This is a genomic window from Pseudomonas retamae, from assembly GCF_043496865.1.
GTDB lineage: Bacteria > Pseudomonadota > Gammaproteobacteria > Pseudomonadales > Pseudomonadaceae > Aquipseudomonas > Aquipseudomonas retamae.
Genome location: NZ_JBIEIL010000003.1, coordinates 326,353 through 339,346, shown reverse-complemented (window position 1 = coordinate 339,346; position 12,994 = coordinate 326,353). Strand labels below are relative to the sequence as shown.

Annotated in this window: 13 protein-coding genes; 10 read left to right on the top strand and 3 right to left on the bottom strand. The window is 60.9% G+C overall.

Annotated elements, in window-relative coordinates:
* Positions 1–7 precede the first annotated feature (7 nt).
* The 3 genes from ACGSLL_RS06690 (at position 8) to ACGSLL_RS06680 (ending at position 2,900) form a co-directional block, all read left to right on the top strand.
* Positions 8–673, top strand: coding sequence for a fumarylacetoacetate hydrolase family protein (locus ACGSLL_RS06690; RefSeq protein ID WP_203419893.1), 666 nt, complete (start codon positions 8–10; stop codon positions 671–673).
* A gap of 268 nt (positions 674–941) precedes the next feature.
* Positions 942–1,865: an SdiA-regulated domain-containing protein gene (locus ACGSLL_RS06685; RefSeq protein ID WP_394504295.1), complete on the top strand. Its 924-nt coding sequence runs from the start codon at positions 942–944 to the stop codon at positions 1,863–1,865.
* Between the two features lie 117 nt (positions 1,866–1,982).
* Complete coding sequence (locus ACGSLL_RS06680) at positions 1,983–2,900, top strand: SdiA-regulated domain-containing protein (protein WP_394504293.1); 918 nt, start codon at positions 1,983–1,985, stop codon at positions 2,898–2,900.
* A 144-nt stretch (positions 2,901–3,044) separates the two neighbouring features.
* Here the strand turns inward: ACGSLL_RS06680 and rpiA are convergent, their stop codons facing one another.
* Positions 3,045–3,719, bottom strand: a complete 675-nt coding sequence (gene rpiA / locus ACGSLL_RS06675; RefSeq protein WP_007913886.1) for a ribose-5-phosphate isomerase RpiA — start codon at positions 3,717–3,719, stop codon at positions 3,045–3,047.
* Between the two features lie 146 nt (positions 3,720–3,865).
* Here rpiA and ilvA point away from each other — a divergent pair, with 146 nt between their 5' ends.
* Together ilvA and ACGSLL_RS06665 are read left to right on the top strand one after the other, a co-directional pair.
* On the top strand, positions 3,866–5,380 hold the full coding sequence (gene ilvA / locus ACGSLL_RS06670; protein ID WP_394504290.1) for a threonine ammonia-lyase, biosynthetic: 1,515 nt from the start codon (positions 3,866–3,868) through the stop codon (positions 5,378–5,380).
* A 40-nt stretch (positions 5,381–5,420) separates the two neighbouring features.
* Positions 5,421–5,834 (top strand): DUF2269 family protein, encoded by a 414-nt coding sequence (locus ACGSLL_RS06665; RefSeq protein WP_394504288.1) that lies wholly within the window; start codon positions 5,421–5,423, stop codon positions 5,832–5,834.
* A gap of 104 nt (positions 5,835–5,938) precedes the next feature.
* On the opposite strand, the gene ACGSLL_RS06660 is transcribed toward ACGSLL_RS06665, so the two are convergent.
* Positions 5,939–6,595, bottom strand: a complete 657-nt coding sequence (locus ACGSLL_RS06660) for a histidinol-phosphatase (protein ID WP_394504286.1) — start codon at positions 6,593–6,595, stop codon at positions 5,939–5,941.
* Positions 6,596–6,738: 143 nt separating this feature from the next.
* On the opposite strand from ACGSLL_RS06660, the gene ACGSLL_RS06655 reads away from it, so the two are divergent.
* Positions 6,739–7,218 carry an RNA pyrophosphohydrolase gene (locus ACGSLL_RS06655; protein WP_003229203.1) on the top strand — a complete coding sequence of 160 codons (480 nt, stop codon included), beginning with the start codon at positions 6,739–6,741 and terminating at the stop codon, positions 7,216–7,218.
* A 22-nt stretch (positions 7,219–7,240) separates the two neighbouring features.
* Positions 7,241–9,520 (top strand): phosphoenolpyruvate--protein phosphotransferase, encoded by a 2,280-nt coding sequence (ptsP, locus tag ACGSLL_RS06650; protein ID WP_394504283.1) that lies wholly within the window; start codon positions 7,241–7,243, stop codon positions 9,518–9,520.
* 95 nt (positions 9,521–9,615) lie between these two features.
* On the opposite strand, the gene ACGSLL_RS06645 is transcribed toward ptsP, so the two are convergent.
* Complete coding sequence (locus ACGSLL_RS06645) at positions 9,616–10,377, bottom strand: NRDE family protein (protein ID WP_394504281.1); 762 nt, start codon at positions 10,375–10,377, stop codon at positions 9,616–9,618.
* Between the two features lie 132 nt (positions 10,378–10,509).
* On the opposite strand from ACGSLL_RS06645, the gene ACGSLL_RS06640 reads away from it, so the two are divergent.
* The 3 genes from ACGSLL_RS06640 to thyA all read left to right on the top strand — a co-directional run bounded on the left by ACGSLL_RS06640 (position 10,510) and on the right by thyA (position 12,933).
* Positions 10,510–11,292 carry a sulfite exporter TauE/SafE family protein gene (locus tag ACGSLL_RS06640; RefSeq protein ID WP_394504279.1) on the top strand — a complete coding sequence of 261 codons (783 nt, stop codon included), beginning with the start codon at positions 10,510–10,512 and terminating at the stop codon, positions 11,290–11,292.
* A 70-nt stretch (positions 11,293–11,362) separates the two neighbouring features.
* Complete coding sequence (gene lgt / locus ACGSLL_RS06635) at positions 11,363–12,178, top strand: prolipoprotein diacylglyceryl transferase (protein WP_090287239.1); 816 nt, start codon at positions 11,363–11,365, stop codon at positions 12,176–12,178.
* A 50-nt stretch (positions 12,179–12,228) separates the two neighbouring features.
* Positions 12,229–12,933: a thymidylate synthase gene (gene thyA / locus ACGSLL_RS06630; RefSeq protein ID WP_394504276.1), complete on the top strand. Its 705-nt coding sequence runs from the start codon at positions 12,229–12,231 to the stop codon at positions 12,931–12,933.
* Positions 12,934–12,994 lie beyond the last annotated feature (61 nt).

Sequence of the window (12,994 nt, the reverse complement as noted above, 5' to 3'; positions counted from 1 at the left end):
TCGGTAAATGAGCTATCAGCACCAGTACGTCGACGGCACGCGCATCCACTTCCCGATCGGGAAAGTCGTGTGCATTGGCCGTAATTATGCCGAGCACGCGAAGGAGCTGGACAACCCGGTCCCGACCGAGCCGCTGCTGTTCATCAAACCGGGCAGTTGCGTGGTGCCGCTGGAAGGCGGTTTCAGCATTCCCACCGAGCGCGGTTCGGTGCACTACGAAGCGGAAATCGCCGTGTTGATCGGCAAGCCGCTGTCGACCAAGCCGAGCCGCGAAGAAGTGCTCGATGCGATCTCCGGTTTCGCCCCGGCGCTGGACCTGACCCTGCGCGACAAGCAAGCGGAGCTCAAAGCCAAGGGCCTGCCGTGGGAAATTGCCAAGTCGTTCGACGGCGCAGCGGTACTGGCGCCGTTTGTGGTCGGCAGCACTTTCCCCGACCTGACCGACATTGGCATCCGCCTGACCATCAACGGCGAAGTGCGCCAGGATGGCAACAGCAGCGCCATGCTCAACCCGATCGTGCCGATGATCCAGCACATGGCCGGCTGCTTCTCGCTGCAGGCCGGTGACGTGATTCTCACCGGCACGCCGGTGGGCGTCGGCCCGCTGAACGTAGGCGACGACATTGTCCTCGAACTGGTAGGCGCGAGCCGCTTCGAGAGCAGCGTGCGCTAACCGAACGATATCGCCACCCCACCGTACCCTGTGGGAGCGAGCCTGCTCGCGAAAGCGTCAGGTCAGTCGACATCATCGTTGACTGACACGCCGTCTTCGCGAGCAGGCTCGCTCCCACAGTGGTTTGTTACCTGCCCGGATAACCGGGCAATCGCGCCATTTGCCGTTTTTTTCACATCCTGTACGGATAATTCCGCGCATTCTGGCGTCTGAGCCGGCCTCTTTTGTGCTATTACCCATAGCCTGAATTTTCGGAACGCGTCCCTCGATGTCATCTCAAACTCAGCTCAAAACTCCCCGCCGCTCACGTTTTGCCCTGCGCTGGTATGTCTGGATGGTGCTCGCGCTGGGCGCCGCTTATGCGCTGGCGTTTGCCATGCACTGGGATGACCGCGGCGTGCTCTGGGTGCTCGAGCGGTTTGAAAGCAAAGCCGAACAGAAGGAGAGCATCTGGCTGCCGGATTTCCACGTGGTAATTGATGCCAAGCCGCTGCCGGGCCTGGAAAAGGACGAGGCCTCGGACCTGTCCTATAACCCGCTGAGCAAGACCCTGTTCTCGGTAATGGGCAAAAACCCGTTTCTGGTTGAGTTGAGCCTGCAAGGCGAGGTGCTGCGCAAGATGCCGCTGGTGGGCTGGAGCAATCCGGAAGGCCTGACCGTGATGGACAACGGCTTGATGGCGATTGTCGATGAACGCCAGCACACCCTGTCGATCGTCAAGGTCGATGCCAGCACCCGCGAACTGAACATCGCTGATTTCCCGAAATATGACCTCGGCCCGTCGAAAGACCAGAACAAGGCCTTCGAGGCGATTACCTGGGATGCGCGCAACCAGCAATTGTTGCTGGGCGAGGAGCGGCCGCCGGCGCTGTTCACCTGGAAAAGCGATGGCAGCCAGGCACTCAAAGGCGACAAGCAGAAACTCGCCAGCGATGAACTGGATATCCGTAACCTCTCCGCGCTGGAGATTGACCCGCGTACGGGTCATACCTTGTTGCTGTCCGCCGATTCGCACCTGCTGCTGGAGCTCGACGAAAAGGGTGGGCAAGTCAGCTTCATGACCCTGCTTGGTGGCTTCAATGGCCTTAAGGACACCATCCCGCGCGCCGAGGGCGTGACCATGGACGAAGCGGGGACGCTGTACATCGTCAGCGAGCCGAACCTGTTCTATCGCTTCGAAAAGCAGCGGTAACTTTGCCTACGATAATTGCAGACTTCTGCGGTTGTTCTCGAAGGCAAGTGGCCATTAAGCTTCAGTTCAGACAGGCGTGATATTTCATCCGCCTGTTCTGCTCCCGAGCCCATCCGAATGCGTCGACTTGCCCGTCCCAAGCCTCTGGTTATTTTCCTGTCGGTGATTGCCCTGATCGCTTTGATCGGCATCGGCCAGTACATGCGTCTGTTCGAGCGCGCCTGGTTCAACCTGCACACGTTGTGGCAGCCGCTGAGTGGCGAGGCCATTGGTCTGGATCAATATCGCGTGGACATCGAAGCGCGGGTGATCGAAGGCCTGGACGATGATGTGTCAGCGCTGACCTACGACCCGGTGCGCAAGAGCCTGTTCACGGTCACCAATAAAAATTCGGAGCTGATCGAGCTGTCGCTGCAAGGCCAGATTCTGCGGCGTATCGCTTTGGTCGGCTTCGGCGATCCGGAAGCTGTCGAGTTCATCAGCGCCGATACTTACGTGATTACCGACGAGCGCCAACAGCGCCTGATCAAGGTGCACCTCGATGCCGACACCACGTTTCTCGATGCCGACGATGCCGAGCAAATGACTCTTGGCGTGCACATGGCCAGCAACAAGGGCTTCGAAGGGTTGGCCTACGATTCGGTGGGCAAGCGTCTGTTCGTCGCCAAAGAGCGTAACCCGATGCTGATCTATGAAGTGCACGGCTTCCCGCATTTCAATCCGGAAAAATCCTACGCCGTACATGTGATCAACAACCCCAAGCGCGATGCAGGGATGTTCGTGCGCGATCTGTCGAGCCTGCAATACGACGAGCGCAGCGGCCACTTGCTGGCGCTGTCGGATGAGTCGCGGCTGATTCTGGAGCTGGACGTCGACGGGCGCCCGTTGAGCACCATGTCCATTAGCGGCGGTCGCCAGGGTTTGCAGAAAACCGTGCCGCAGGCCGAAGGCATTGCGATGGATGATGACGGGACGTTGTATCTGGTGAGCGAGCCGAATTTGTTTTATGTGTTCAAGAAACCGGCACAGCCCTGACCAACACCCAAAACACTGTGGGAGCTGGCTTGCCAGCGATGAGGCCATCACTTTCAACATCATTGTTGACTGACAAGCCGCTATCGCTGGCAAGCCAGCTCCCACAGGTATTTCATTTGCCCACACCAAGGTGGGCAGTCTGGCTTATTCAGCCTTCAGGGTCTTCACACCCTCACTGGTCCCGAGCAACAACAGATCCGCTGGCCGCGCGGCAAACAGGCCGTTGGTGACCACGCCGACGATCGCGTTGATCTGCGCTTCCAGCTCCACCGGGTTGGTGATCTGCAGGTTGAACACATCAAGGATGATGTTGCCGTTGTCGGTCAGCACACCTTCGCGGTAAACAGGGTCGCCGCCGAGTTTCACCAGTTGACGCGCCACGTGGCTGCGGGCCATCGGGATCACTTCGACCGGCAGCGGGAACTCGCCCAGCACCGGTACCAGTTTGCTGGCGTCGGCGATGCAGATGAAGGTCTTGGCCACGGCCGCGACGATCTTCTCGCGGGTCAGCGCGGCGCCACCGCCCTTGATCAGGTTCAGGTGCGCGTCGCTTTCATCGGCGCCGTCGACGTAGAACTCCAGGTCGCTGACGGTGTTCAGCTCATACACCGGAATGCCGTGGCCCTTGAGGCGCGCGGCAGTGGCTTCGGAGCTGGCAACAGCGCCATCGAAAGCGCCCTTGTGCTGGGCCAGGGCATCGATGAAGCAATTGGCGGTGGAGCCGGTGCCGACGCCGACGATGCTCTTGTCGTCGAGTTTCGGCAGGATGAAGTCGACGGCGGCCTGGGCCACGGCCTGTTTGAGTTGATCCTGGGTCATGCGGGCTCCGAAGCGGGCAAGGGGTGGGCAGAAAGGCCGGCATTATAGCCGCAAGCGTGGCTAAAACCTCTGGATTCGTGTGGTCGCATCGGCAAAAGCCGGGTTAGACTCCCGGGTCCCGCCCAACCGCTCAGTGATGCTTTCCGATGCTTGAACAGTACGTCAAAAAGATCCTCACCTCGCGCGTTTATGACGTTGCCGTAGAAACCCCGCTGCACAACGCCCGTCAGCTCTCCGAGCGGCTGGGCAATGACATCTGGCTCAAGCGTGAAGACTTGCAGCCGGTGTTCTCGTTCAAGATTCGCGGGGCCTACAACAAGCTGACGCAACTGAGCGACGAAGAACGCGCCCGCGGCGTGGTCACCGCGTCGGCGGGCAACCATGCGCAGGGCCTGGCGCTGGCGGCGAAAGTGCTGGGCGTCAAAGCCACCATCGTCATGCCCAAGACCACCCCGGAAATCAAGGTCGAGGGCGTGCGTTCGCGCGGCGGCAAAGTGGTGCTGCACGGTGACTCGTTCCCGGAGGCGCTGGCCTACTCGCTGAAACTGGTCGATGAGAAAGGCTACGTCTACATCCATCCGTACGACGACCCACACACCATTGCCGGGCAAGGCACCGTGGCGATGGAAATCCTGCGTCAGCATCCGCAACCGCTGGACGCGATTTTCGTTCCGGTGGGCGGCGGTGGTCTGATCGCCGGCATCGCGGCGTATGTGAAATACCTGCGCCCGGACATCAAGATCATCGGTGTCGAGCCGGACGATTCCAATTGCCTGCAAGCGGCGATGGCGGCGGGCGAGCGTGTGGTTCTGCCGACCGTGGGCATCTTTGCCGACGGCGTGGCGGTGGCGCAGATCGGTCAGTACACCTTTGAAATCTGCAAAGACTACGTCGATGAAGTGATCACCGTCAGCACCGACGAGATCTGTGCGGCGATCAAGGATATCTACGACGATACCCGCTCGATCACCGAACCTGCCGGCGCGCTGGGCGTGGCCGGAATCAAGAAGTATGTCGAGCAGCGCAGTGTCAGCGGGCAGACCTTCGTCGCCATCGACTCCGGTGCCAACGTCAACTTCGACCGCCTGCGCCACGTCGCCGAGCGCGCCGAGCTGGGTGAAGGCCGCGAAGCGATCATCGCCGTGACCATCCCGGAGAAGGCCGGCAGCTTCAAGGCGTTCTGCGAAGCCGTCGGCAAACGCCAGATCACCGAATTCAACTACCGCTACAACACCGGCAGCGAAGCGCACATCTTTGTTGGCGTACAGACGCACCCGGACAACGACCCGCGCAGCGCACTGCTGGCGAGCCTGACCGAGCAGGGTTTTCCGGTGGTTGACCTGACCGACAACGAACTGGCCAAGTTGCACATTCGCCACATGGTCGGCGGGCACGCCGCGCATGTCATCGATGAGATGGTGTTCCGCTTCGAATTCCCCGAACGTCCGGGGGCGCTGTTCAACTTCCTCAATAAACTCGGCGGGCGCTGGAACATTTCAATGTTCCACTACCGCAACCACGGCGCCGCCGATGGCCGTGTGGTTGCGGGCCTGCAAGTTCCCCATGACGAGCGCCATCTGGTGCCAGCGGCACTGGCGGAAATCGGCTACCCGTACTGGGATGAAAGCGAGAACCCGGCCTATCAGCTGTTTCTTGGCTGAGCGGCTACGCTGAAGGGCATGGCCCAAGGAAGAGAAACGCATGGAAACCCTGACAACCCTGAAGGTCCTTCACGTCGTCGCGACCGTGGTCATCCTCGCGAGCGGGCTGTTGCTCGCCGTCCTGACCTGGCGTAATCGCAGCGAAGGGCCGGCCACGACGATGCGGCGGCCCTGGCTGTTTATCTGGTGCCTGATGTTGATTGGTATCCTCAGCATGCCGTTTACCGGCTGGTGGCTGGTGCACCTGACTGGCTGGCCACTGGGACAATTGTGGATTCTGGGCTCCAGCGTGATCTATGCCGTGGCCACGTTCAGTGCGGTCTGGCTGCTGGTACGGCTTGATCGGTTGTGGACAACCGGGGTGGGCAACCGCACATTCAATCTGGCGCTGGCGATTGTCAGCGGAGTTGGATTTCTCGCCATCGCGGGGTTGATGGGGGCCAAGCCGGTTTAGGGCTTCAGACCGCGTCGACGCTATTCGCGAGCAGGCTCGCTCCCACAGGGGATTGTGAACGACACAGATCCAGTGTGGGAGCGAGCCTGCTCGCGAAGGCGATATCAGCCGCGCAACGAAATCACCGGCCAACCACGCTTCTCGGCCTCGGCGCGCAGATTCGGGTCCGGATCAACCGCCACCGGATTCGCCACCTGCTCCAGCAACGGCAGATCATTCATCGAATCGCTGTAGAAATAGCTGCCTTCCAGCGAGTGTCCGGTCTCTTCCAGCCAGCGATTCAACCGCGTCACCTTGCCCTCACGAAAGCACGGAATGTCAGTGCTGCGCCCGCTGTAGCGGCCGTCGATCATTTCGCATTCGGTGGCGATCAGGGTTTCCACGCCCAGGCGCACGGCAATCGGTGCGGTGACGAAGCGGTTGGTCGCGGTGATGATCACCAGTTTGTCACCAGCGTCGCGGTGTTTTTTCAGCAGCTCCAGCGCCTTGGGTAACATGATCGGTTCGATGCAGTCGCGCATGTAATCGCTGTGCCAGGCGTCCAGCACGGCCATTTCCGTACGGCCAAGGATCTCCAGGCAGAAATTCAGGTACGCCGCGTTATCCAGCTTGCCGGCCAGGTAATCCTGATAGAACTCGTCGTTGCGCGCCTTGTAGGCGATCGGATCGAGGAAGCCGCGCTCGCACAGATAGTCGCCCCAGGCGTGATCGCTGTCGCCGCCCAGAAGGGTGTTGTCCAAATCGAATAGAGCCAGGCGCATTGCAGTTACCCGCTGAAAAGTCAGTAAAAAGGCGACAAGAATACGGTCTTTTCACAAGAGTGCACATAAGCTCGGAAGCTTCGTTGCCGCCTGATCAACCTTTGTGGAACAATGCGGCGACATGCGTTTGCGAGGTTGTTGCCGTGATCGACCCCGATGGTTTCCGTCCCAATGTCGGGATCATTCTGACGAATGACGCCGGCCAGGTGCTATGGGCTCGCCGTATCAATCAGGACGCCTGGCAGTTTCCGCAAGGGGGAATCAACCCTGAAGAGACGCCGGAAGACGCCTTGTACCGCGAGCTGAACGAAGAAGTTGGCCTGGAACGTGAAGATGTTGAAATACTGGCCTGTACCCGAGGCTGGTTGCGCTATCGTTTGCCGCAACGCCTGGTGCGTACCCACAGCCAACCGCTGTGCATCGGCCAGAAACAGAAATGGTTTCTCCTGCGCCTGATCTCCAACGAGCAGCGGGTGCGGATGGATTTGACCGGTAAACCGGAATTCGATGGCTGGCGCTGGGTCAGCTATTGGTATCCGTTGGGCCAGGTGGTGACATTCAAGCGCGAGGTGTATCGACGCGCTCTCAAAGAGCTTGCCCCGCGCCTTTTAGCGCGCGACTGACGACGGAGTTCGACCCCGAGCCATGCTCAATACGCTGCGCAAGATCGTCCAGGAAGTTAACTCCGCCAAGGATCTCAAGGCGGCGTTGGGGATTATTGTGTTGCGCGTCAAAGAGGCCATGGGCAGCCAGGTCTGCTCGGTCTACCTGCTTGATCCCGAGACCAATCGCTTCGTCCTGATGGCCACCGAGGGCTTGAACAAGCGCTCGATCGGCAAGGTCAGCATGGCACCCAACGAAGGTCTGGTCGGTCTGGTCGGCACGCGTGAAGAACCCCTGAACCTCGAAAACGCTGCGGATCACCCGCGCTATCGCTACTTCGCTGAAACCGGTGAAGAGCGCTACGCCTCGTTCCTTGGCGCACCGATCATTCACCACCGCCGCGTCGTCGGCGTGCTGGTCATCCAGCAAAAAGAACGCCGTCAGTTCGACGAGGGCGAGGAAGCCTTCCTCGTGACCATGAGCGCACAGCTCGCCGGCGTAATCGCCCACGCCGAGGCTACGGGCTCGATCCGTGGTCTGGGCCGGCAGGGCAAGGGCATTCAGGAAGCCAAGTTCGTTGGCGTGCCGGGCTCGCCGGGGGCGGCGGTCGGTACCGCGGTGGTGATGCTGCCGCCGGCGGATCTGGACGTGGTGCCGGACAAGACCATCACCGACATCAACGCCGAGCTGGCGCTGTTCAAGACCGCCATCGAAGGCGTGCGTGCCGACATGCGCACGCTGTCGGCCAAACTTGCCACGCAGTTGCGCCCGGAAGAACGTGCGCTGTTCGACGTCTATCTGATGATGCTCGACGATGCCTCGCTGGGCAGCGAAGTCACCACCGTGATCAAGACCGGCCAGTGGGCGCAGGGCGCGTTGCGTCAGGTGGTCACCGATCACGTCAACCGTTTCGAACTGATGGACGACGCCTACCTGCGTGAGCGCGCCTCGGACGTCAAAGACCTTGGCCGCCGCTTGCTGGCCTACCTGCAGGAAGAGCGTCAGCAGAACCTGGTCTACCCGGAAAAAACCATTCTGGTCAGTGAAGAACTGACCCCGGCGATGCTCGGCGAAGTGCCGGAAGGCACGCTGGTCGGTCTGGTGTCGGTACTCGGTTCGGGTAACTCCCACGTCGCGATCCTTGCGCGGGCCATGGGTATTCCGACGGTAATGGGTCTGGTCGACCTGCCGTACGCCAAGGTCGACGGCATCGAAATGATCGTCGACGGCGTACGCGGCGAGGTCTACACCAACCCGAGCGAAGTGCTGCGCAAGCAGTTCGCGGAAATCGTCGAAGAAGAGAAACAACTGGCGCTGGGCCTTGATGCCCTGCGTGATCTGCCGTGCGTGACCCTCGACGGCCACCGCATGCCGCTGTGGGTCAACACCGGCCTGCTGGCGGACGTGGCACGGGCGCAGAAGCGTGGCGCCGAAGGGGTTGGTCTGTACCGCACCGAAGTGCCGTTCATGATCAACCAGCGCTTTCCGAGCGAGAAGGAACAACTGGCGATCTACCGTGAGCAGCTCGCCGCGTTCCATCCGCAACCGGTGACCATGCGCAGCCTCGACATCGGTGGCGACAAGTCGCTGTCGTACTTCCCGATCAAGGAAGACAATCCGTTCCTCGGCTGGCGCGGCATTCGCGTCACCCTCGATCACCCGGAAATCTTCCTCGTGCAGACCCGCGCAATGCTCAAGGCCAGCGAAGGCCTGAACAACCTGCGGATTCTGCTGCCGATGATCTCCGGCACTCACGAACTTGAAGAAGCCCTGCACCTGATTCACCGGGCCTGGGGCGAAGTGCGCGACGAAGGCACCGACGTGCCGATGCCGCCGATCGGCGTGATGATCGAAATCCCCGCCGCGGTCTACCAGACCAAGGAGCTGGCGCGGATGGTCGACTTCCTCTCGGTCGGTTCCAACGACTTGACCCAGTACCTGCTGGCGGTCGACCGTAATAACCCGCGGGTGGCCGATCTCTACGACTACCTGCACCCAGCGGTGCTGCAAGCCCTGCAAACCGTCGTGCGTGACGCACATGCCGAAGGCAAACCGGTGAGCATCTGCGGCGAGATGGCCGGTGACCCGGCGGCAGCAGTGCTGTTGATGGCGATGGGGTTCGACAGCCTGTCGATGAACGCCACCAACTTGCCGAAGGTCAAGTGGATGCTGCGTCAGGTCAATCTGAGCAAGGCGCAGGAATTGTTGGCGGAGTTGATGACCATCGATAACCCGCAAGTTATCCACAGCTCGCTGCAATTGGCGCTGAAGAATCTTGGGTTGGCGAAGATGAATGCGCCGGTGGTTAACAAAGCGCTCTGAAAGGGCTGACGGCCCCTTCGCGAGCAGGCTCGCTCCCACAAGAGATTTGTGTCGATCACAAAACCAGTGTGGGAGCGAGCCTGCTCGCGAAGGCGTCAGTCGACACACCGCTCAAGCAAGACTTCAACTTCGCCAAGACGTCCGCCATACGGCCCAAAACTGCGCTCAACCATCCGCCGCGTCCCATCCGCCTGCACCACCAGCGCGGTACTCGCCCGCGTCCCGTAACTCTGGCTGGCAATAAACACACTCGACAGCAGCGCTTCAGTCGCCATGCCCACCCCGGTATCCGGCAACTCGGCTTCGGGCGGCGTCTGTGCGTCACTCAATAATTCCAGCAACCGCTCAGGCTGCGGATCGTCCAGCACGGCGTTCAGCGCCGCTTTGGCCTTGAGCAGCTTCGGCCAGGGCGTATCGAGCCCGGCGTTGGACAAGCCATAAACCCCCGGAGCGAGCATCACCGGCTCGGACGCTCGCGCATTAAAGTGCCACAGCTCATGATTGTTGCCGAGCAGCAAGTTGAACCCGGCATATTCCCCGGCGCGGCCAACCACATCGCTCAAATAATCATCAATCGACGCATTGCCGCTGAGAAATTGCGCCACCAGTTCCCCGCGCGACTTCAGCGCCGGCTGCTGCTGCGGATCGCGGATGTTGGTCAGCGCGGCAAAGCGCCCGTTGGTGCCAATCCCCAGCCAGGTGCCGCCAGCCTCCAGATCCCGTCCGGCGTGGACCTGCGGCGCCTCTGGCCACGGCGCAAGTGGCAGGCTCGGCCGGGCGTAGAACTCGTCTCGGTTGGCCGCGACGATCAGCGGCTGGGCATGGCCCGGGCGCCAGGCGAAAACGATCAGGCACATAAGGTGGTCCTTGTGTGATTTTTGCTCACTCTACGCATCCGGCGTCCGTGCATCCATCGCCAGTGGAGCCGAAGGGTGTGCATCCGTTACCATGCCGCTCCTGTTTTGCGGATGCGGTCTGGGGAGACGCTCGTGGAATTTCTGCTCTATCTGGCGCTGGGCGCCTGTGCGGGCGTGCTGGCCGGGCTGTTTGGCGTCGGTGGCGGGATCATTATCGTCCCGGTGCTGGTGTTCAGTTTCACCCTGCAGGGTTTCGATCAGTCGATCCTCACGCATCTGGCGGTCGGCACGTCGCTGGCGACGATCATCTTCACCTCGGTCAACGCCGTGCGTGAGCATCACCGCCGTGGTGCGGTGCGCTGGCCGATTTTCATGTGGATGACCGTCGGCATTTTGCTCGGCGCCGGTTTCGGTGCGCTGACGGCCGAGGCGATTTCCGGGCCGAACCTGCAGAAGATCATCGGCGTGTTCGCTCTGTTGGTCTCCGTGCAACTGGCGCTGGACGTCAAACCCAAGGCCAGCCGAACGGTGCCGGGTAAACTCGGTCTGACTGCGGCGGGCACGCTGATTGGTTGGGCCTCGGCGATTTTCGGTATTGGTGGCGGCTCGCTGACCGTGCCGTTTCTGACCTGGCGCAGCGTGCCGATGCAGCAGGCCGTGGCGACGTCATCGGCGTGTGGTCTGCCGATCGCTTTGGCCAGTGCGGCAAGTTTCATGATTCTGGGGTGGCACGATCCGTTGTTGCCACCGCATAGTCTCGGTTTTGTGTATCTGCCGGCGTTGTTGGGCATTGCCCTGACCAGCATGGTCTTCGCCCGTCTCGGCGCGCGTCTGGCGCACAGGTTGTCGCCGCGCTTGCTGAAACGGCTGTTCGCCGCTTTGCTGTTCAGCGTCGGGTTGAGCTTCCTGCTGTAAAAATCCTGGCTTAATCCTGTGGTGGCAGCGTCGCCCGGGAATTCTGGTTTCACTCTTACGAGGAGTCGCAATGCTGCCTTACCCGCAGATCGACCCGGTGGCCCTGGCCATCGGTCCGCTGAAAATCCACTGGTACGGGCTGATGTACCTGATCGGCATCGGCGGTGCGTGGCTGCTGGCGTCGCGCCGGCTCAACCGTTTCGACCCGACCTGGACCAAGGAGAAACTTTCCGATCTGGTGTTCTGGCTGTCGATGGGGGTAATCGTCGGTGGGCGCTTGGGTTATGTGCTGTTCTACGACCTGAGCGCTTATCTGGCCAACCCGACGCTGATTTTCGAAGTGTGGAAGGGCGGCATGTCGTTCCACGGCGGCTTCATCGGTGTAATGCTCGCGGCCCTGTGGTTCGGCAAGCGTAACGGCAAGTCGTTTTTCCAGTTGATGGACTTTGTTGCGCCGATGGTGCCGATCGGTCTGGGCGCCGGGCGTATCGGCAACTTCATCAATGCCGAGCTGTGGGGCAAGGCTACCGACGTGCCATGGGCGATGGTGTTCCCGCCGTTCAGCGACCCGGCGCAACTGCCGCGTCATCCGTCGCAGTTGTACCAGTTCGCCCTCGAAGGCGTGGCGCTGTTCCTGATCCTTTGGCTGTTCTCGCGCAAACCGCGGCCAACCATGGCAGTGTCGGGGATGTTCGCGCTGTTCTACGGCATCTTCCGATTCATCGTCGAGTTCGTCCGCGTGCCGGATGCCCAGTTGGGGTATCTCGCGTGGAACTGGCTGACCATGGGCCAGGTATTGTGCGTACCGATGATCGTCGGCGGACTGTTCCTGATCTGGCTGGCCTATCGTCGCGCCCCGGCAGCGCCGCTCGCCCCGACGGCTTAAACTACGAACCCCGGCGCGCGACGCCGGGGCTCAAAGGACACAGGTAACTCATGAAGCAATATCTCGAACTGGTCTCGCACGTCATCCAGAACGGCACCAAACAGGCCAACCGCACCGGCATCAACACCATCAGTTTTCCGGGGGCGATGCTGCGTTTCGATCTGCAGGAAGGCTTCCCGGCGATCACCACGCGCAAAATGGCCTTCAAGTCGGCCATCGGCGAGATGTGCGGCTTCCTCCGTGGGGTGAACAACGCTGCCGAGTTTCGTGCGCTGGGCTGCAAGGTCTGGGACCAGAATGCCAACGAAAACGCGCAGTGGCTGGCCAACCCGTTCCGTCAGGGTGACGACGACCTCGGCGAGATCTACGGCGTGCAATGGCGCAAATGGCCGGCGTACAAGCAGATCCCGCTGAGCAACACCGCCGCCATCGAACAAACCCTGAGCAACGGCTACAAGCAGATCGCCCAAGGCGAAGAAGACGGCCAGGCCTACGTGGTGCTGTACAAAGCCATCGACCAGGTGCGCCAGTGCGTCGACACGATCATCAAGGATCCGGGCAGCCGCCGCATTCTGTTCCACGGCTGGAACGTCGCTCAGCTCGATGAAATGGCCCTGCCGCCGTGCCATCTGCTGTACCAGTTCCATCCGAACGTCGAGACCAAAGAGATTTCCCTGACGCTTTACATCCGTTCGAATGACCTGGGCCTATTATACCCCCTCGAAGAATCCGCACAGTACGCAATGGCTGCGTAGTAAGGCTTTACCTTCCAAGCTCATTTATTGTGCCCCGGTACGAAATGCACATTGTGTATAG